The sequence below is a fragment of the Bisbaumannia salifodinae genome (assembly GCF_055388505.1).
The window spans coordinates 1,702,546-1,723,265 of record NZ_AP043781.1; the positions used below are offsets into that span (position 1 = coordinate 1,702,546).

Below are 20,720 nucleotides of genomic sequence, written 5' to 3' on the forward strand. Positions count from 1 at the left end.
GGGATGGCGCGTTACGCTTCCAGCGGATGCTCCTCGCCGATCACCGCCGGATCGAAGGGCGGGCGCGAGAACACCCGGCGCAGCATCGGCTCGAAGTGCTCGAGCGGCGGCGTCGGGTAGTCCGGGTCGAAGGCGGCCTGGTCGTAGCGCTCGCAGAAGTCGACGCAGCTCTGGTACCAGGGGTGATCCCGGTAACGGTCCCGTTCATGCGGGTCCTCGCCGAAGTGGTGGGCGTAGTAGACCTTCTGGAAGAGGCCGTGGTGGTGCACCACCCAGGTGACTTCGCCGCGCACATAGGGGCGAATGATCGCCGCGGCCAGTTGGGAGTGGTTGTAGGGTGCCAGCTCGTCGCCGAGATCGTGCAGCAGGGCGCCGACGATCATGTCCTCGTCGGCGCCGTCGGCCTCGGCACGGGCGGCGGACTGCAGCGAATGCTCCAGCCGTGAGACCCGGTAGCCGCTCAGGCCGTGTTCCAGGTGGCGCAGCGCCCGCAGCAGGCGATCCACCAGGCCCCGGTTGAACTCGGCTTCCAGGCCCTCGAGAAAGACGTACTCTTCCCGGGTGCCCTCCTTCATCTGTCGGAACGCGACCTGTTCCATTCAGGCGACCTCCTCGATCGAATCACGGTGTTTCAAGAGGCTCGCGAAGCGCTCGCGCGGGCCGTCGGTGTCGAGATAGCAGCCCTGCAGGTGGCGATGCCCCTCGTTGGCGTCGTAGCCGGTGCGCCCGTGCAGCACGCGGCTGTTGTCGAACAGCATCAGCTCGCCGGCCTCGAGAGCGAAGCGCACCTGGTAGGCCGGGTCCGAGAACAGCTCGCCGAGCCGCTGGCGGGCGCGGTGGAACAGCCGCGTCTGGGCATCGCAGAGCAGCGGCAGGGCGTCCAGGCGCGGGCTGTAGTGGACCCCGGTAGGATGGCCGTCGTCGTCGCTCTGGATCATGGTGCGGTGGGTGACCAGCTCGGTGCCGGCATCGATGAAGCGGAAGCGTACCGGGAGGGTCTTGAGCAGCGCGTAGCCCTCGGGTGTTTCCTCACGTAGCCGTTCGAGGACCTTGAGGCTGTCGACCAGGGTCGAGAGCCCCCCGCGGGTCTCGTTGACCAGGCAGTGCAGCAGTTGGATGCCCGGCACCGGATTGCGATAGGGGTTGTCGGTATGCGGGCCCAGCGCCACGCTGCGATAGGCCAGGTCGTTGCCGCTCGGCCGCGAGTAGACCTCGAAGTAGCGGCCGAAGTTGGTCTCCTTGACGTAGCCATAGTGGCCGCCGACCTGAAGGATGCGTTCGGGGTCGGTGGGCACGCCATGCAGAATGAGATAGCCGTAGCGCAGGTAGGCTTCCAGGGAGGTGCGGAAGACGTTTGGCTCTTCGAGCACCCGCCGCCAGTCGAAGCGCACATGCGCCTGATCCAGGCTGGCGTCCCAGGGCTCGGCGGCCGGGAAGCGCGTGGTGCCGTCCAGTTCGGCGGCCAGCCGGCGGAGATCATAGGTCTCGCGATGGCCATCGCTGAACGCAAGTGTCGCATGGTGCTCGTCGATTGGGGTGGCACTTTCGAGCGTCAGCGCCGCATCGATGGCGTGGGAGTCGAACAGGCGCTGCTGGGTCATCGGCTCCAACTGGTCGGGCGCCTGGGTCCGTTCGCGTAGCCACAGTGGGCTGAGTTCCCGTGGTCGCTCCCCGTCGTCGAGGACGATCGATGGCGGTTGCTCGTGAATGACGAACGCATGGCGGACGGACATGTCGGGCTTCCTCGGTTGGCTCGGGTCATCATGCTGGCGATCGCTGGCATGGTGACGGACGAGCCAAGGCCGGACTAGGGCCGGTCCCTTATCCCTCGGTATGCAATTTTCTTATGCCTCTTTCCTATGCTTCCGCCTCGGGCGGCCCCTTGAGCTCGACGGTATTGCCTTCCGGGTCCTGCAGATAGAGGGAGGGGCCGTAACCCTCGGCGCCATAGCGGCGCTGGGTGTCGCCGGCCTCGATGCCATGGACGGCGAGATGCTCCCGGATCGCCCCCTCGTCGAAGGGCGCCAGGCGCAGGCAGAAGTGATCCAGGTTATGGCCCTCGCGCCCCGGGGCCGGCCCGCCGCGACGGCCCAAAGGGCCGTCCACGGGGACCAGGTCGATCAGGGCGTCGCCGGCGCGCAGCTGGATCAGGCCGAGCTCGTCCTGGCGCTTCTCCAGCTCACAGCCCAGCGCTTCGATATAGAAGGCCAGCATGGCCTTCTCGTCGCGGATACGCAGCACCAGATGGTCGATACCGCGGATGGGCAGGGTCATGGCGCCTCCTGTCGGGTATCCGGCCGGTCATCCTCCAGAATATGGCGCAGGCCGGCGCACTCCACCAGGGGGTCGTCGCAGTTGACCACCACCTGGGTATGCCCCAGCACATAGCCCTTGCCGGTGATGGTGTTCTCCACCACGCTGTGCTCGCCCGCCTGATGGGTGCCGGTGAAGGTGCCGATAAAGCCGGTCTCGCGCAGGGAAACCGTCTCCAGGCGGTCGCCGGGCTGGATGCGCCCCTCGTGGTGCATCAGCGCCAGGCGCGCCGAGGTGCCGGTACCGGTGGTGCTGCGGCAGATCACCCCCGGGTGCACATAGGTGGTGGAGCGGGAGCGGTAGAAGTCGTCGGCGACCCGTTCCACCGGGCCCATGAAGTGCAGGAAGGGCAGGGGGCCCACGTCGCCCAGGGTGTAGTGGGAGAAGCCCCGCTCGGCCTGGATCGCCTCGACGATCTTGTGGGCGCAGTCGGCCAGCCGGCGCTCCTCGTCCCGGGTCAGGTCGAAGCCCAGCTCGGCGGCCTCCACCAGGGCGTAGAAGCCGCCGCTGTAGGCCACCGAGTAGGTGACGTCACCCAGCTCCGGCACATGGATCGATGCCCGATGGGTGTCGATATAGCTGGGCAGCCCCTCGCAGGTGATCGCCTCCACCACGCCGTTCTCCACCTTGGCCTCGATAGCGACCAGGCCCGCCGGCGCCTCCAGCTTGAAGCGCTGGACGCCCTCGCGCTTGGGCACGATGCCCGCCTCCAGCACCGCCGTGGCGGTGCAGATGGTGTTGGAGCCGGAATAGATGGGGTAGCCCATCACCTCCATGATGATATAGCCCGCCGCCGCCTCCGGGTCGGTGGCCGGCACGATCAGGTCCACCGACATCTCGGGGATGCCGTAGGGCTCGAAGAGCAGCAGCTGGCGCAGGCCGTCGGCGTCGTCGCGCAGGTAGTGCATCTGCTCGCGCACCGTGGCGCCGGGCAGCGGGCCGATGCCGCCCAGCACGATGCGGCTGACGTCGCCGCCGGCGTGGGTGTCCATCATCTGGAAGGTCAGCGGCCGGCTCATGCGGACGGCTCCTGAGTTGAGGAGGTGGTCGAGGCGAGGGCGAAGGGGGCGCCGTGCTCGTCCCACTGGGCGTCGGGAACGATCACGATCTTGCCCAGGAAGTTGCTGCCGCGGTTGACGAAGTAGCGCTCGGCGGCGTGCAGCTCGGAGAGCGGGAAGGCGCCATGCAGCACCGGCTTGAGCCGGCCCTCGCGGATCCAGGCGATCAACTGCTCGGCCTCCTCCCGGGTGCCGTGGGAGACGCCGAAGATCTGCACCTGGTAGAGGTAGATGCGCGTCCACATGATCTCGCTCACATTGCCACCGCTGGCCCCGGCGATGGAGAGCCGCGGGTAGCTGGTGCGGGCGGTCATGTCCTGGATCATGGTGTCGATAAAGCGGTCGGTCATCTCGCCGCCGACCAGGTCCATCACCGCATCGATGGGGGCGCCGCCGGTGGCGGCGAGCACCCGCCCGACGAAGGTCGGCAGGTCGCCGCGGTCGATCACCGCCTCGGCGCCCAGGGCCTTGAGCGCCTCGGCCTTCTCCGGCTGGCTCACCGCATAGGGAATCGCCCCGACGATGCGGCACAGCTGGATCAGCGCGGTGCCCACGCCGCCGCTGGCGCCGCTGACCAGGACCCGCTCGCCGCTCGCGACCCTGGCCGAGGTCATCATATGGTAGGCGGTCTGGTAGGAGCACATGCCCATGGCGGCGAGCTCCGCATCGCGGAGTTCCGGGTTGGGCACCCGGTGGAACTGGTCCGCAGGCAGGGCCACGTACTCGGCATAGCCGCCGTCGGCGCCGTGGCCGTAATAGTCCGGGGTCAGATTGATATCGCGCCGGGCATCCGGGTAGAGGTTGAAGTCGAGCAGGCCGCGCTCGCCGATGCGTGCGGCGTCGACGCCCTCGCCCACCGCCACCACGCGGCCGGCGATATCGGCGCCCTGGATGCGCGGGAAGGTCAGGGTCGGCTCGCCGCCCATGGCGAAGGAGGTCACCTCGCCCTTCTCCTTGGTGGGGTAGAGCCCCTCACGGGCCTTGCGGTCGGTGTTGTTCTTGGCGGTGGCGGTGACCCGCACCAGCACCTCGCCCGGCCCCGGCGTGGGGACGGGAACGTCGTCGCGATAGACCAGCTTGTCCACGTCGCCATGGCCGGTGAGCACCATGGCGGCCATGGTGGCGGGAATCGCCTCGGGAGAGGGGGTGTCGTGCATCGGCGTGCTTCCTGAATAGGGGGAGTTCCCTGCTGACGATAGCAGAGCGGCTCAGACGCACCGATGGGGATTTTTTCGGTTTGTGGGGCGGATTCGCCGGGAATTTTTTGTCTCGCCGCCGGGCCGGCTCAGCGGCCGGGCGAGCCGAGTAGCAGGGGTGCCTCGATGGGGATAAAACGGCTCGCCGACTGGACCAGGGCCTGGGCGGTAAAGCGTGGCACCCCATAGACCTCCACGGTCTTGCCGCGGGCCTGGCGCAGGTGGTCCACCAGCAGGGCGAAGTCGCCATCCCCGGAGGCCAGCACCACCACCTCGGTCTCCTCGGCATGGAGCATCGCATCCAGGGTGATGCCCACGTCCCAGTCGCCCTTGGCGGAGCCATCGGCGCGCTGGATAAACGGCTTCAAACGCACCTCGAAGCCGATGCCCCGGAGGATGTTCTGGAACTGGCGCTGCTTCTCGTCGCCCCGGTCGATGGCGTAGGCGATGGCCCGGGTCACGCGGCGTCCCCGGGTGGCCTGGGCCCAGAAGGCGTTGTAGTCGAAGTGGCGCCGATAGGCCTGGCGGGTGGTGTAGTAGATATTCTGCACATCGACCAGCAGCAGGACGGGGGTCATGGGGTGTCCCCGTTGGCCTTCCACTTGATATTGCAGCCCAGGGAAGGGCGCTGGTCGGGACTCGGCGCCTCTCCCGCCAGCACCGCCTCGATGGCGGCACGCAGGTCGGCGCCGGTCACCGGGGGCTCCTGGCTCGGGCGACTGTCGTCGAACTGGCCGCGGTAGGCCAGGCGATGGTCGGCGTCGAAGAGGAAGAAGTCCGGGGTGCAGGCGGCCTGGAAGGCCCGGGCCACCGCCTGGGTGTCGTCCACCAGGTAGGGGAAGTCATAGTCCCGGACGCGGGCCTCTTCGCGCATCGATTCGGGGTCGTCGTCCGGGTAGGCGTGGGAGTCGTTGCTGTTGATGGCCACCACGCCGAGCCCCTTGGCCCGGTACTCCCGGGCGAGCTCGGCGAAGGCGTCGGCGATATGCTTGACGAAGGGGCAGTGATTGCAGATAAAGGCCACCAGCAGGGGGCGGCCTAGGAAGTCTTCGCGTTCGGTGATTTCGCCCTCGGGGTCGGCGAGGCGGAAGTGGGGCAGGGCGCTGCCGAGGTCGATCATTCGGGAGGCGGTCTTGGCCATGATGTCACTCCTCTGGCGGGGGATGGAGACAGCCTATCAGATCCCTCGAGCTTGATGCCGACCGCGAAGGCGACGATGCTGGTGACAGCGTCCTGTTAGAGGAGGTTTGCGCCATGCCCTTCGCCCTCTCGTCCCTGACCCTGAGCAGCCCCGCCTTCGGTCCCGGCCAGGCGATTCCCCGCAAGCATAGCGGCGAAGGGGAGGACATCTCGCCCGCCCTGCTATGGGAAGACGTGCCCAAGGGCACCCGGGCCTTCGCGCTCTTCTGCCACGATCCCGATGCGCCCCTGGTCCAGCATGGGGGCTATGGCTTCGTGCATTGGGTGCTCTATAACCTGCCGGCGGAGACGACCCAACTGGCGGAGGCGTCCACCGCGGGCACCCCCGGCGTCAACGATTTCGGCCTGCCGGGCTATGGGGGCCCCATGCCGCCGCAGGGCCATGGGGAACACCATTACTACTTCTGGGTGCTGGCCCTGGACGTGGACCTGGACCTGCCGGCGGGCCTGCGCCTGGACGAGTTGCTGGCGCGGATCGAGCCCCACCTCTTGGGCATGAACCGCCTGGTGGGGCGCTATCGCCGGGATTGAGGTGGACGCTTAGAAATTCAGCTCGCCCCGGGCGCGACGCTCCTGGGGCAGCAGGGCCGCATGAATCGCCTCATTGACCGGCGTGGCGACGCCGGTGGCATGGCCCAGGCGCACCACGGCGCCATTCTGGGAGTCGAGCTCCGAAGGCAGGCCACGGACGATATCGCGCTGCATGGAGGCGGTGCTGGTCTCCGGCATGCTGTCGATAAATTTCATGGCGCGGGTGACCGCATCCTGGGACAGGCGGATGCCGCGGGCCTTGGCCACGGCGCAGATCTCTTCCATCACCGCTTCCAGCATCCGGCGGGTTTCCGGCTGGGTCCGGCTGATGCCGATGGGCGCCCGGGTGACCGCCCCCACGCCGCTCATGGCACAGATAAACAGGAACTTACTCCAGATGGCCGCCTGGATATCGTCGGGAATCTCGGCGCTGACGCCCCGGGCCGCCTCGAAGACCGCCTTGAGGCGCCGGGTACGCTCGCTGGGACGGTTGTCCAGTTCGCCGAAGCGCAGGAAGGGCTCGACCCCGGCGTGGCGGATTACCCCGGGGGCCTCGCGGTAGGCGAGGATGCCGCAGAGCCCGCCCAGCACCCGCTCGCGCCCCCAGCGGGCGGCGAGGTGGTCGCTGGCCTCCACGCCGTTCTCCAGGGGCAGCAGCAGGGTCTCGGAACCCACCAAGGGGGCCATGGCCTCGGCGACCTCGGCCACCTGCCAGGCCTTGACCGCCACCAGCACACAATCCACGGGGCCGACGTCGGCGGGATTCTCGCAGGCCTGGGCCGGTGAGATCAGGAAGTCGCCCTGGGGGCTCAACACCTTGAGGCCGTCGCGATGCATGGCCGCCAGATGATCGCCGCGGGCGATAAAGGTGACGTCTTCGCCGGCCTCGGCGAGGCGGCCCCCGAAGTAGCCGCCGACTCCACCACTGCCGTAGATCGCAAAGCGCATACTGCGTCCTCGTCCCTTAGTAGAGAGCCTGCTCTTCGTTGATCACTTCCTTGAGCAGTTCCAGGTAGAGCTTGTCCGCTTCCGAGTGTTCGCTGGGATCCTCGGGAATATGCACGCTGGTGGTGTCGGAGATCTCATTGGCGATACGCGCCATCACATCCTTGTCGTTGCCCTCGCTGAGATGCTTGCGGGCCACCACCAGCGATTGCTCGAGGATCTTGGGGTCCTCCAGCAGCTTCTTGATAAAGCTGCGTAGCTCATTGATGACACGAGTCTTTTGAATTTCAGAGGCCGACATGTGAGTACGCTCCTTAAGCGCGGGAATAACGACTTAACCATACCATGGTGCGCTGGTGGCGTCAGTCGTCATCGGGCCTCCGGGCGGTGCCCTCAGGCGATGCCTGGCGTTGGGCCAGAGCACAGCGATTTCTTGGCGGGTCTTCGGTACATCGACTAGAGTGCAAGAAGAGTTACGTTTGCTTACAAAAAAGTGCGTGTCTCTCGGAGCATGGAGATGCTTCGGGAGGCATGCCGCATCATCACTCCACCACTTGCAGATGCGTTGATGCACAAGGGGCACGACCATGAAAACCTTCATGTCGATTCAAGGGATTCCGATAAAGCGTCTGGTGCTGGCCGTTGGGGCGGCCTGCCTGAGCGGTGTGACCGTCTCCGCTCTGGCCCAGAGCACGGCAGGCAACCTCACCGAGGCGGCCCAGCGGGCCATCAATACCAATCCCGAGGTGCAGGCCAGTTGGAACGGCTTCCAGGCGGCGATGGACGAGGTCGGGGTGGCACGGGGCAATTATTTTCCCAGCGTCGACCTGGTCGGGGGCATTGGCCGCGAGGCCCGTGAGGGGGATGGCCGAGGCAGCTTCTCGTCGGATTTCGCCGAGATTTCCCTGACCCAGATGCTCTATGACGGTTTCGCCACCCGCAGTGCCGTGGAGCAGCTCGATCGCGCCAAGCTGGTGCGCTACTACGAGTTGCTTGGGGCCAGCGAGGAGGTGGCCCTGGAAACGACCCGCGCCTATCTCGACGTGCAGCGCTTCCGCGAGCTGGTCGCCCTGGCCCGGGACAACTACGGCGAGCACCTGCGGGTCTTCAATCAGATCGAGGACCGGGTGCGCACCGGGGCCGGGCGTGGTGTCGACCTGCAACAGATCAGCGGGCGCCTGGCACTGGCCGAGTCCAACCTGCTCACCGAGGCCTCCAACCTGCACGATGTGAGCGCCCGCTATCTGCGCATCGTCGGCGAGCTGCCGGCGGATAACCTGGCCCCGGCGCCGGGTCTGGATGACGGCATGCCACCCTCGGTGGCCGAGGCGGTGCAGATGGCCTACGAGGGCAATCCCAACTTCCATGCCGCCATCGAGAACATCGCCGCGGCCCGCGCCGAGCGTGAGGGCGCCCGTTCCGGCTTCCATCCCCGGCTCGATTTCCGCGCCCGCCACGGGACCAACAATCTGGACGATGTGGCGGGACGTCGCGACCATACCGTGGTGGAGCTGGTGGCCAGCATCAACCTCTTCCGCGGCGGCAGCGACCTGGCGGAGTTCCGGCGCACCAGTGACCTGCTCGAGCAGTCCATGGACCTGCGTGACCTGGAGTGCACCAATGTGCGCCAGACCACCCAGATCGCCTATAACGACACCCGGCGACTCCGCGAGCAGATGGAATTCCTCAATCAGCATCGTCAGTCCATCGACCGGGTCAGAGGCGCCTACCAGCAGCAGTTCGATATTGGCCAGCGCACCCTGCTCGATGTGCTGGACTCCGAGAACGAGTACTTCGAGGCCAGCCGCGCCTATGCCAATGCCCAGTACGACCTGGCCCTGGCTCACGCCCGTACCCTGGCCGCCATGGGGAGCCTGCTGCCGGCCCTGGGCATTACCCGAGAGGGCCTGCCGAGCCTGGCCGATCTGGGCAGCGATGGCGTCAGCCTGAGCCCCGAGGATATCTGTCCGGTACAGGCGCCCACCAGCTACAGCCTGGACGACCTGGTGGCCGGCATGAATGTCCCGGCCCCGACCCGGGCGCCGGATATCACCCTGTCGGCGGATACCCTCTTCGCCATCAATAGCGCTGAACTCAGCCCGGCGGCCCGCGGCGAGCTGGATGGCCTGGCGGCCCAGATTCGTGATCGTAGTGATCTGCGCCGGGTCTTTATCGCCGGCCATGCGGATACCACCGGCAACGATGCGATCAACGACCCGCTCTCCCAGCGTCGCGCCGACAGCGTGGCCGGCTACCTGGCCAGTCAGGGGGTCCCGGCGAGCCTGATGGAGACCCGCGGTTACGGTTCCCATCAGCCGGTGGCCACCAATGCCACGGTGGAAGGGCGGCGCGCCAACCGCCGGGTGGAGATCACCCTGGAGCGCCTCGACGAATAGTCGAGGGATCGGCAGACAGGGAGGTTCTTCGCCGCAACGAGTAAGGATAAGCCGTGACCAGTGACGAGAAGTGGTTCCGTTTCGCCGGTGGCGATCTGGCCGAATGTCTCAGGGTCGTGGCGCGCGCCCACGACCATGAGGTCGTGACCGAGGCCCTGGTGGCCGGCCTGCCGTTGGAGAACGGCGAGCTGACCCCCGGGGTCTTCCCGCGGGCGGCCAAGCGGGCGGGGCTGGCGGCGCGCCAGGCCCGCTGTGCCCTGGTGCGCCTCAATCCGGCCCTGTTCCCGGTGGTGCTGTTGCTCGAGCCCCACCGGGCCTGCGTGCTGGTCTCCCTGGACGTGAAGGCGCGGCGTGCCGAGGTGATCTTCCCCGAACTGGGGGAAGCCGCCACGGAGATCGGGCTCGACGAGCTGGAGGCGCGCTATAGCGGGCGGGCCATCTATGTGCGCCCCAGCTTCCGCTTCGATGCCCGGGGGCCCGAGGTCAAGCGGCTACGGGGCCGACACTGGTTCTGGGGCGTGATCGCCGAGAATCGCCGCCTCTACCGGGACGTGCTGGTGGGCTCGGTATTGATCAACCTCTTCGCCGTGGCCATGCCGCTGTTCGTGCTCAACGTCTACGACCGGGTGGTGCCCAACCAGGCCACCGAGACCCTCTGGGCCCTGGCGGCCGGGGTCTTCGTGGTGCTCTGTTTCGATCTGGCACTGCGCCTGATGCGCAGCGCCTTCGTCGACCTGGCCGCCAGTCGCGCCGACGTCAAGGTCTCCAGCCATATCATGGAGCGGGTACTGGGCATGCGCATGGAGGCGCGGCCGGCCTCCACCGGTTCCTTCGCCGCGACCCTGCATTCCTTCGAGGCGGTGCGCGGTTTTATCGGCTCCGCCACCGTCGTGGCCTTGGTGGACCTGCCCTTCGTGCTGCTGTTCGCCGGCATCGTGGCGATCATCGGCGTGCCCCTGGTGATCCCCATCGCCATCGGTGCACTCTTCGTGCTGCTCTACGCGCTGGCCGCCCAGGGCCGCATGCACGAGCTCTCCGAGACCACCTGGCGGGTCAGCGCCCAGCGCAATGCCAGCCTGGTGGAGTCGGTCTCCAACCTGGAGACCGTCAAGGCGTTGCGCGCCGAGGGACGGATCCAGGGGCTGTGGGAGAAGACCACCGCCTTCCTGTCGCGGACCTCGGCCCAGTTGCGCTTGCTGAGCAGCTCGGTTTCCAGCGTCGCCCTCTGGGCCCAGCATACGGTGGCGGTGGCGGTGATCATCATCGGGGTCTACCTGATCATCGCCGGGGAACTGAGCCAGGGCGGCTTGATCGCCGCCTACCTGCTCTCCTCCCGGGCCATGGCGCCGATCAGCCAGGCCGCGTCGCTGCTGGCGCAGTACCATCAGTCCTCCACGGCCCTGGCGGGCCTCGACCAGGTGATGGAGAAGCCCCAGGAGCGCGAGGAAGGCCGCCACCTGATCAGCCGCCCGGTGATCCGCGGCGAGATCGCCTTCGACAAGGTGAGCTTCCGCTACCCGGAGGAGGCTCAGGAGGCACTGCGCGACGTCTCGCTGAAGATCGGTGCCGGCGAGAAGGTCGCCCTGCTGGGGCGGATCGGTTCCGGCAAGTCGACCCTGGACAAGTTGATCCTGGGGCTCTACCAGCCCACGGCGGGGGCGGTGAGCGTGGATGGGGTGGATATCCGCCAGTGGGATCCCATGGATCTGCGCCGGCATATCGGCTATGTGCCCCAGGATGTCAGCCTCTTCTTTGGCAGCCTGCGCGACAACATCATCGCCGGGGCCGGCAGCGAAGGAGTGAGCGACGAGGTGCTGCAGCAGGCCCTGGAGGTGGCGGGACTCACCGAACTGGTCAATCGCCATCCCCTGGGGCTGGATATGCCGGTAGGGGAGCGGGGCGAGTCGCTCTCCGGCGGCCAGCGTCAGAGCGTGGCCATCGCCCGGGCCATGGTCCTCGACCCGACCATCCTGCTGCTGGATGAGCCCACCAGTGCCATGGACCATGCCAGCGAGGAGGCCTTCAAGGCGCGCCTTGAAGGCCTGGCCGAGCACAAGACCCTGGTGGTGGTGACCCACCGTACCTCGCTGTTGGCGCTGGTGGAGCGCATTATCGTTATCGATGCCGGCAAGGTGGTGGCGGACGGGCCCAAGGACAAGGTGGTGGTCGCCCTGCGCAGCGGACAGATCGGGAGGGCACGCTGATGGCAGAGCGCAAGCCAACCCTCGAGCAGCGCGGTTTCGAGCGCATCGGTCGTCTCAGTGAGGGAGGCAGCAAGCCCTTCCGGCCGCTGATCGACCGCTTGTTTTCACGCTGGGTCTCATCGGCGCATCTCAATCGCGACTGGGCCAGCGACGCCGACTGGGCGCGCATGCAGCAGGAGCCGTTACGGGCCAGGGCCTTCCTCTATCTGGTGGTGGTGGCGCTGGTGGGGTTGGTGATCTGGGCGACCCTGGCCGAGATCGATGAGGTGACCAAGGGCGATGGGCGCATCATTCCCTCGTCTCAGTTGCAGCGGGTGCAGTCCTATGACGGCGGCGTGGTGCAGGAGATCCTGGTGGCCGAGGGCCAGCGGGTGGAGGCCGGACAACTGCTGATGCGCATCGACCCGACTCGCTATGCCTCCAGTTTTCGCGAGAACCAGGCCCGGATATGGGCCCTGCAGGCGCGGGCGGAACGACTGCGTGCCCTGGTGGCGGACGATATCTTCCGCCCCTCGCCGGAACTGGTACAGGAGGCGCCCGACCTGGTGCAGCGCGAGCGAGAACTGTTCGAGGGGCGTCGAGCCGAGCTGCGTGAGCAGGAAGGCATCGTGCGCGATCGCCTGACCCAGCGTCGCGAGGAACTCAACGAGGCCCGGGCGCGCTTCAATGCCGCCTCCCGGGATCTGGGCCTGGCCAGCCAGGAGCTCAATATGACCCAGCCCCTGCTGCAGACCGGGGCGGTATCGGAGGTGGAGGTGATTCGCCTGCGTCGCGAGGTCTCCCGGGCCAGCGGCGAACGCAGCCAGGCCAGTGCCCAGGTGTCGCGTCTCGCGGCGGCCGTGGAGGAGGCCGAGGCACAGCTGCGGGAGATTACCCTGGAGCGGCGGGGCGAGTGGCGTAATGAGCTTGGCCAGGCCATGGAGGAGCTCTCGGCACTGGATGAGAGCAGCGCCGGCCTGGCCGACCGGGTGCGCCTGGCGGAGCTGCGGTCGCCGGTAGCCGGGGTCGTGCAGCGACTGCATATCACCACCCTGGGCGGCGTGGCGCAGCCGGGGCAGGACGTGGTGGAGATCATCCCCACCGGCGATCAGTTGCTGGTGGAGGCCCGTGTGGCCCCCCGGGATATCGCCTTCCTGCACCCGGGGCAGGACGCCTTTATCAAGCTGACGGCCTATGACTTTTCCATCTATGGGGGGCTCGATGCTCAGCTCGAGCATATCAGTGCCGATACCATCACCGATGACGATGGCAATACCTTCTACCTGGTCAGGGTGCGCACCGAGGATGCGGACTGGGCGGCGGACATGCCGATCATTCCCGGGATGACCGCCCAGGTGGATATCCGCACCGGGCAGCGCACCATCATGGAGTACCTGCTCAAGCCGGTGCTGCGCGGGATGGGCAATGCGATGACGGAGCGCTGACCATGCGACATGTCTTGGTGGTATCGGGGCGCTCAACCCTGCCGCGCTGGCATCACGCCTTCCCCGACGGCTGGACGCTATCGGCCACTGAGGCGACGAGTCGTCTCGGCAAGGGCGACCATGCCTGGGTACTCGGCGATAACGACGCCTGGCTCCCCCTGGTGGAGACCCTGGTGAAGCAGGGGGTAATCTGCGTGGTGCTCTCCTGGCTGCCTCGCAAGGAAGAGGCCTTTCAGGCCCTGGGGGCCGGGGCCCGTGGCTATGCCCATGCTCTCGGCTCCATCGAGCTGCTTCACGAGGTGGCACTGGTCACCATGCATCATGGGCTCTGGGTCGGGCCGGAGCTGCTCACCGAGGTGGTGGGGGCGACCTTCCGCGCCCTGGGGGGCGGCCTGGCGGATCAGGCCGGCGTGCTGGCCGAGCTGACCGCCCGGGAGCGGGACGTGGTACTGGCGGTGGCCGCCGGCCACACCAACAAGGAGGTGGCCCGGGCCCTCGCGATTACCGAGCGCACCGTCAAAGCCCATCTGGGGGCCGCCTTCCGCAAGCTCGGCGTGCGCGACCGCATGCAGCTGATCCTCAAACTCTCCGGGCATCTGGAGACCACCTGAGGCCCCTGGGTAAACAAACATAAAGAAACATTTGGTTACCCTGTACCACAGTCCAATACTCCGATACCTCCCCCTCTCCTAGCTTTGAGATAAGTGCCGACAGTTGTCGGCAAGCCTTACGGGGCCGTATCCGGCTCCGGGCTAATCAATGGCTAATGCAGGAGGCAGCGCCATGAGCATCGCAGTCGTTCTCTCGGTAACCGGACAGGCCTGGGCGCGAGACGCCGAGGGTAACCTTCGCGAACTGCGTCCCGGCGACGTGCTCCAGGAAGGCGAGGTGGTGATCACCTCCGATGACGGCAGCGTCGATCTCGACTTCGGGGGCGGCGAGGCCGGCCTGGTGGTGATCGAGCCCGGCCAGGAAGTGCTGATGCAGGCCGAGCTGGTTCCCGGCGCCGAGGTGGATGCCGAGCAGGCCAGCGTCCAGGACGATGAGGTCGAGGCGTTGCTGGCGGCACTCGAGGACGATGATATCGATCTGCTGGATATCCTCGAGGACACTGCCGCGGGCGCCGGCGCTGGGGGGGATGGCGCCGGTGGTGGCCATGGCTTCATTCGCCTGGCGCGTATCACCGAAGGCGTCGATCCGCTGAATTACCAGTACGGCGTCGGCCTGGCCGGAGGCCCCGAGGGCGGGCTCGGAGAGCCGCAACTGCTGGAGGAAGAGTCCCTCCCCACGATCTCGGTGGTGGATGCCGAGGGTGGCAACCAGGTCGACGAGGCGGCACTGGACGATGGCAGCAACCCGGGCAGCCCGGCGGAGAGCATCAGCGGTGGCTTCAATATCACCCACAGTGGTGATGACACCACAGCCTCGCTGGTGGTGGGCGGCGTCGATGTGACCAATGGCGGGGTGGTCAACGGCACCTACGGCACCCTGACGGTGACGCTGAACGGCGGGGTCTATGAGTGGACCTACACCCTGGACGACAACACCACGGACCATCCGGATAACACCAGCACCGGGACCAGCGAGGGGATCCAGGACGTGTTCTCGGTCACGGTGACCGACAGCGATGGGGATACTGCGAGTACCACCCTGACCATCGATGTGCTCGACGACGGCCCGATCGCCGTCGACGATAGCGTGGCCGACGAGGTGCCCGAGGACGGCAGCGTCGATATCGATGTCTTCGCCAATGACACCGCCGGTGCCGACGGCGTCGACCTGACGACCGGTATCGCCGTGGCCAGCGGCCCGAGCAAGGGCAGCGTGGTCTACAACGGCGATGGTACCTTCACCTACACCGCGGATCCGGGTGAGGAAGGTGTCGACAGCTTCACCTATACCCTGACCGACAGTGACGGTGATACCTCGACGGCGACGGTCGACCTGACCATCGCCCCCGATTCCGTGCCAAGCATCTCCGTGGTGGATGCCGAGGGTGGCAACCAGGTCGACGAGGCGGCACTGGACGATGGCAGCAACCCGGGCAGCCCGGCCGAGAGCGTCAGCGGCAGCTTCAATATCACCCACAGTGGTGATGACACCACAGCCTCACTGGTGGTGGGCGGCGTCGATGTGACCAATGGCGGGGTGGTCAACGGCACCTACGGCACCCTGACGGTGACGCTGAATGCCGGCGTCTACGAGTGGACCTATGCCCTGGACGACAACACCACGGACCATCCGGACGACACTAGCACCGGGACCAGCGAAGGGATCCAGGACGTGTTCTCGGTGACGGTGACCGACAGCGACGGGGACACCGACGACACCAGCCTGACCATCGATGTGCTTGATGACGGCCCGATCGCCGTCGACGATAGCGTGGCCGGCGAGGTGCCCGAGGACGGCAGCGTCGATATCGATGTCTTCGCCAATGACACCGCCGGTGCCGACGGCGTCGACCTGACGACCGGTATCGCCGTGGCCAGCGGCCCGAGCAAGGGCAGCGTGATCTACAACGGCGATGGCACCTTCACCTACACCGCGAATCCGGGTGAGGAAGGTGCCGACAGCTTCACCTATACCCTGACCGACGGTGACGGCGACACCGCCACGGCGACGGTCAACCTGACCATTGCCCCCGATTCCGTGCCGAGCATCTCCGTGGTGGATGCCGAAGGCGGCAATCAGGTCGATGAGGCGGCACTGGACGATGGCAGCAACCCGGGCAGCCCGGCGGAGAGCGTCAGCGGCAGCTTCAACATCACCCACAGCGGCACCGATACCACGGCCTCACTGGTGGTGGGCGGAGTCGATGTGACCAATGGGGGGGTGGTCAACGGCACCTACGGCACCCTGACGGTGATGCTGAATGCCGGGGTCTACGAGTGGACCTACACGCTGGACGACAACACCACGGACCATCCGGACGACACCAGCACCGGGACCAGCGAGGGTATCCAGGATGTGTTCGCGGTCACGGTGACCGACAGCGACGGTGACACCGACGACACCAGCCTGACCATCGATGTGCTCGACGACGGTCCGGTGGCCGTTGACGAGTCGCCGTCGGTCCTGACCGAAGGGGATGCGGCCATCAGTGGCAACCTGCTGACCAATGACTCCGAAGGCGCGGACGGCGCGACGGTCACCCATGTCGACGTGGGCAGCGGTTTCGTGACCCTCGGCAGTGGGACAGACCTTGGCGGCGGTGACTTCGGCTTCAGCGTCACCGGGGTCGGCGACTATGTGTTCAATGCCGACGGCAGCTGGAGTTTCACCCCGGCGGATAGTGTCGACAACAGCAGTGGCGACGTCGATGCCTCGTTCAGCTACCGCATCACCGACGGCGACGGCGATACCGACGAGGCCAGCAAGGCCATCAGCATTATGGATGGTGATGATCCGCAGGATGCCAACGGCATCATGCTGACGGTCGACGAGGACGACCTGGCAGACGGCTCGGATACCACCAAGGAGGCGCTGAGCGACAGCGATACGCTGAGCTTCACGCTGGGCAGTGATGCCCTGGTGAGCATGGCGTTCAGCACCGACCTGTCGGGGTTGACCACCAACACCGATGGCGTGGCCGGCGATGAAGTGGTCTGGGTGCGCAACAGCGACAGCGAGGTCGTCGGTCAGATTGGCGGCGTCACGGCGATCACGCTGAGTCTGTCGAACGTCGATCTGGCGGCCGGCACGGTGCAGGTCACGGCGACGTTGGCGGACAACTTCCAGCACCTGTCCGGCAATGGCGAGAACACCCTGGATCTGGGCTCGGTGAATGTCGTGGCGACCGATAGCGACGGCGATACCGCCGTGGGTGCAGTCAATCCGAAAGTGGTGGACGACGTGCCGGATGCGGTGGACGAGTCGCCGTCGGTCTTGACCGAAGGGGATGCGGCCATCAGTGGCAACCTGCTGACCAATGACACCGAAGGTGCGGACGGCGCAACGGTTACTCATGTGGATCTGGGCAGCGGCTTCGTCGCCCTCAGCAGTGGGACGGATTTCGGCGGTGGCGACTTCGGCTTCAGCGTTGCTGGTGTTGGTGACTATGTGTTCAACGCCGACGGCAGCTGGAGTTTCACCCCGGCGGATAGTGTCGACAACAGCAGTGGCGACGTCGATGCCTCGTTCAGCTACCGCATCACCGACGGCGACGGCGATACCGACGAGGCCAGCAAGGCCATCAGCATTACGGATGGTGATGATCCGCAGGATGCCAACGGCATTATGCTGACGGTCGACGAGGACGACCTGGCGGACGGTTCGGACACCACCAAGGAATCGCTGAGCGACAGTGATACGCTGAGCTTTACCTTGGGCAGTGATGCCCTGGTGAGCATGGTGTTCAGCACCGACCTGTCGGGGTTGACCACCAACACCGATGGCGTGGCCGGCGATGAAGTGGTCTGGGTGCGCAACAGCGACAGCGAGGTCGTCGGTCAGATTGGCGGCGTCACGGCGATCACGCTGAGTCTGTCGAACGTCGATCTGGCGGCCGGCACGGTGCAGGTCACGGCGACGTTGGCGGACAACTTCCAGCACCTGTCCGGCAATGGCGAGAACACCCTGGATCTGGGCTCGGTGAATGTCGTGGTTACCGATAGCGACGGCGATACCGCCGTGGGTGCGGTCAATCCGAAAGTGGTGGACGACGTGCCGGATGCGGTGGACGAGTCGCCGTCGGTCTTGACCGAAGGGGATGCGGCCATCAGTGGCAACCTGCTGACCAATGACACCGAAGGTGCGGACGGCGCAACGGTTACTCATGTGGATCTGGGCAGCGGCTTCGTCGCCCTCAGCAGTGGGACGGATTTCGGCGGTGGCGACTTCGGCTTCAGCGTTGCTGGTGTTGGTGACTATGTGTTCAACGCCGACGGCAGCTGGAGTTTCACCCCGGCGGATAGTGTCGACAACAGCAGTGGCGACGTCGATGCCTCGTTCAGCTACCGCATCACCGACGGCGACGGCGATACCGACGAGGCCAGCAAGGCCATCAGCATTACGGATGGTGATGATCCGCAGGATGCCAACGGCATCATGCTGACGGTCGACGAGGACGACCTGGCAGACGGCTCGGATACCACCAAGGAGGCGCTGAGCGACAGCGATACGCTGAGCTTCACGCTGGGCAGTGATGCCCTGGTGAGCATGGCGTTCAGCACCGACCTGTCGGGGTTGACCACCAACACCGATGGCGTGGCCGGCGATGAAGTGGTCTGGGTACGCAACAGCGATAGCGAGATTGTCGGCCAGATTGGCGGGGTCACGGCGATTACGCTGAGTCTGTCGAGCGTCGATCTGGCGGCCGGCACGGTGCAGGTCACGGCGACGCTGGCGGACAACTTCCAGCACCTGTCCGGCAATGACGAGAACACCCTGGATTTGGGCTCGGTGAATGTCGTGGCGACCGATAGCGACGGCGATACCGCCGTGGGTGCGGTCAACCCGAAAGTTGTGGATGACGTGCCGATCGACTTTATGCCGACCAGCGGAATACTCAATAATAATTCCGGCAGCTCGGTGACTGAGTCTCTTAATACCCTAAGTGCACTAGGGGCTGATAATTATGGCGGGTCGTCAACTAATGTGACGTTCGATGCTGCGCAGGAGGGTGATAGCGGATTTACGTCAAATGGTTTGGTGATCAACTACTATGTGTCGGCTGACGGAAAAACACTGACAGCCTCAACCTCTGATACAGAAGGAGGTGTTGATCCCGGAAATACCGTCTTCACTGCTGATATCGATGATGCGTTTGATGAGTATACGCTTACTATGGTCGGCACCATCGATAATGGCTTCGGTGTTTCATTTGAGGACCTCTCTGGAACTGGGGAGGCCGGAAATTCGTCATTCAAGATCGTGGAATCATCCGATGTTGACTCAGATCTCGAGATCTTGTTCACGCCGCTAGGGAGTGCTGGCACTATCAATAGTGACTCTGATGACGTAGGTGTCGACTCTCAGTTTATCGATACTGGAGATGGACTGAGAGTCGATTTTGGAAGATTTGGAAATGACGATAAAGGCACTGGTAATGGGAATGATGATACCTTTGTCATCGATGGGAAGGAAACGATAAATGGCTTCAGGTTCGGTATCGATCAGATAGCAGGTGGTTCCACGGCCTCATTGAGGTTGGGGGTTTTTGATGCCAATAGTCCTTTGGACAATGATCTTTCGAATGATGTTAAGGACATCATCTCTAAAGTCGAGGTTTATAATGATCAAGGGGGTTTGGTTGCTACCTGGAATGGTGTTGATGGTGAGGTAAATGGAATCACTTTCTCTTCGGGTGGCGGAGAAGTGACGGTTTCTGGTCTTGGTGCCGACTATGATGTTGTCACCTTCTCGGCAGATGGATACGATAGTATAGAAATCTACCATGAGAAGATTTTGGATACTGATGGAAAGTTCTCTCTTAATGATCTCAAGGTTTCGCAAAGTGACACCGGTGACCCGGTGGACCTTAGTTTCGATACCATTCTTACGGATACGGATGGTGATACTGCCACCGGCACCATCGAGGTGACGGCAGCTCCCGCAGAGGCGGATATCCTGGGTACCAGTGGTAATGACGACTTGGTAGGAGACAGTGGAGACAACTTCCTGTTTGCAGGAGGTGGAGATGACACTCTGACCGGCGGTGCTGGAGACGATATCCTCTGGGGTGGCCCGGGTGCAGATACCTTCGTCTGGAACCTCGGCGACGAGGGAACCGATAGCGATCCGGCAGAGGACGAAGTAACGGACTTCACCCTCGGCGACTTCGGTAGCGATGTCGATGCCGATAAATTGGATTTCTCGGATATTCTTTCCAGTATGGGTGATGAAGTTGACCCGGCATATCTCCAGGCCACGGATGACGGGGTTAATACCACGCTGCATATCAGCACGACTGGGGGTATGACTGAGGGAGATGTGAGTGCCGCCGACCAGACGATACTGCTTGAAGGGATCGTAACCACGATTGCTGACCTTCAGAGCAATAATCAGCTCGATATCGAATAGCCCGACTTTTCGAGAGGAACCCACCGCCGTGCCCGCCTTGCGGGCACGGTTTTTTTATATTGGGTTATGCTAAAGCCAGGGCTGGATAATCCAAGGCGAGGAGGGTGCCATGTATGTGAGCCGGGATGAGACGGGGGCCTTGTGCAGGGTCAGCCGCGAGGCGACCCCCGAGTGTCGGGAGTGGCTGCCCGGGGATGACCCCGAGCTGGATCGCTTCCTGGGCCGGGAGGAGGGTCGGGATCCCATGCTGGAGTCGGACCTGGAGCTGGTCCGGGTGCTGGAGGACCTGATCCAGGTGCTGATGGAGAAGGGGGTGATCAGCTTCACCGACCTGCCCGATGCGGCCCGGGACAAGCTATTGACCCGGCAGTCGCTGCGTCGCCGGCTCAATAGCGTCAACCTGCTCGACGATGAGGAAGATGGCATCATCTGA

General features: G+C 65.2%; 16 protein-coding genes. 7 read left to right on the forward strand and 9 right to left on the reverse strand.

Going from position 1 to position 20,720, the window contains the following annotated elements; translation table 11 throughout:
* Positions 1-11 precede the first annotated feature (11 nt).
* From ACZ5EF_RS07720 to ACZ5EF_RS07750, 7 genes are all read right to left on the reverse strand, one after another.
* Positions 12-599 (reverse strand): HD domain-containing protein, encoded by a 588-nt coding sequence (locus tag ACZ5EF_RS07720; RefSeq protein WP_346064015.1) that lies wholly within the window; start codon positions 597-599, stop codon positions 12-14.
* Complete coding sequence (locus ACZ5EF_RS07725) at positions 600-1,733, reverse strand: TauD/TfdA family dioxygenase (protein WP_346064016.1); 1,134 nt, start codon at positions 1,731-1,733, stop codon at positions 600-602.
* Between the two features lie 124 nt (positions 1,734-1,857).
* On the reverse strand, positions 1,858-2,274 hold the full coding sequence (locus ACZ5EF_RS07730) for a VOC family protein (protein WP_346064017.1): 417 nt from the start codon (positions 2,272-2,274) through the stop codon (positions 1,858-1,860).
* Positions 2,271-3,332: a proline racemase family protein gene (locus ACZ5EF_RS07735; RefSeq protein ID WP_346064018.1), complete on the reverse strand. Its 1,062-nt coding sequence runs from the start codon at positions 3,330-3,332 to the stop codon at positions 2,271-2,273. The genes ACZ5EF_RS07730 and ACZ5EF_RS07735 overlap by 4 nt, the downstream gene beginning before the upstream one ends.
* Positions 3,329-4,528 carry an alcohol dehydrogenase catalytic domain-containing protein gene (locus tag ACZ5EF_RS07740; protein ID WP_346064019.1) on the reverse strand — a complete coding sequence of 400 codons (1,200 nt, stop codon included), beginning with the start codon at positions 4,526-4,528 and terminating at the stop codon, positions 3,329-3,331. The genes ACZ5EF_RS07735 and ACZ5EF_RS07740 overlap by 4 nt, the downstream gene beginning before the upstream one ends.
* A 128-nt stretch (positions 4,529-4,656) precedes the next feature.
* Entirely contained in the window at positions 4,657-5,145 is a 489-nt protein-coding gene (locus ACZ5EF_RS07745; protein WP_346064020.1) for a LabA-like NYN domain-containing protein, read from the reverse strand.
* Positions 5,142-5,708 (reverse strand): thioredoxin family protein, encoded by a 567-nt coding sequence (locus tag ACZ5EF_RS07750; protein ID WP_346064021.1) that lies wholly within the window; start codon positions 5,706-5,708, stop codon positions 5,142-5,144. Before ACZ5EF_RS07750 ends, ACZ5EF_RS07745 begins: the two co-directional genes overlap by 4 nt.
* 113 nt (positions 5,709-5,821) lie before the next feature.
* Here ACZ5EF_RS07750 and ACZ5EF_RS07755 point away from each other — a divergent pair, with 113 nt between their 5' ends.
* Positions 5,822-6,298, forward strand: a complete 477-nt coding sequence (locus ACZ5EF_RS07755) for a YbhB/YbcL family Raf kinase inhibitor-like protein (protein WP_346064022.1) — start codon at positions 5,822-5,824, stop codon at positions 6,296-6,298.
* Positions 6,299-6,307: 9 nt separating this feature from the next.
* Here the strand turns inward: ACZ5EF_RS07755 and ACZ5EF_RS07760 are convergent, their stop codons facing one another.
* Entirely contained in the window at positions 6,308-7,246 is a 939-nt protein-coding gene (locus ACZ5EF_RS07760; protein ID WP_346064023.1) for a 2-dehydropantoate 2-reductase, read from the reverse strand.
* A 16-nt stretch (positions 7,247-7,262) separates the two neighbouring features.
* Positions 7,263-7,544 carry a hypothetical protein gene (locus ACZ5EF_RS07765; RefSeq protein WP_346064024.1) on the reverse strand — a complete coding sequence of 94 codons (282 nt, stop codon included), beginning with the start codon at positions 7,542-7,544 and terminating at the stop codon, positions 7,263-7,265.
* A 286-nt stretch (positions 7,545-7,830) separates the two neighbouring features.
* On the opposite strand from ACZ5EF_RS07765, the gene ACZ5EF_RS07770 reads away from it, so the two are divergent.
* The 6 genes from ACZ5EF_RS07770 (at position 7,831) to ACZ5EF_RS07795 (ending at position 20,720) form a co-directional block, all read left to right on the forward strand.
* Positions 7,831-9,639 (forward strand): TolC family outer membrane protein, encoded by a 1,809-nt coding sequence (locus tag ACZ5EF_RS07770; protein ID WP_346064025.1) that lies wholly within the window; start codon positions 7,831-7,833, stop codon positions 9,637-9,639.
* Positions 9,640-9,692: 53 nt separating this feature from the next.
* Entirely contained in the window at positions 9,693-11,843 is a 2,151-nt protein-coding gene (locus tag ACZ5EF_RS07775; RefSeq protein ID WP_346064026.1) for a type I secretion system permease/ATPase, read from the forward strand.
* Positions 11,843-13,267, forward strand: coding sequence for an HlyD family type I secretion periplasmic adaptor subunit (locus tag ACZ5EF_RS07780; protein WP_346064027.1), 1,425 nt, complete (start codon positions 11,843-11,845; stop codon positions 13,265-13,267). The genes ACZ5EF_RS07775 and ACZ5EF_RS07780 overlap by 1 nt, the downstream gene beginning before the upstream one ends.
* Positions 13,268-13,269: 2 nt before the next feature.
* Positions 13,270-13,878 (forward strand): response regulator transcription factor, encoded by a 609-nt coding sequence (locus tag ACZ5EF_RS07785; protein ID WP_346064028.1) that lies wholly within the window; start codon positions 13,270-13,272, stop codon positions 13,876-13,878.
* 172 nt (positions 13,879-14,050) lie between these two features.
* Positions 14,051-20,287 (forward strand): retention module-containing protein, encoded by a 6,237-nt coding sequence (locus tag ACZ5EF_RS07790; protein WP_464123223.1) that lies wholly within the window; start codon positions 14,051-14,053, stop codon positions 20,285-20,287.
* A gap of 109 nt (positions 20,288-20,396) precedes the next feature.
* Positions 20,397-20,720 carry a tryptophan synthase subunit beta like protein gene (locus ACZ5EF_RS07795; protein ID WP_346060672.1) on the forward strand — a complete coding sequence of 108 codons (324 nt, stop codon included), beginning with the start codon at positions 20,397-20,399 and terminating at the stop codon, positions 20,718-20,720.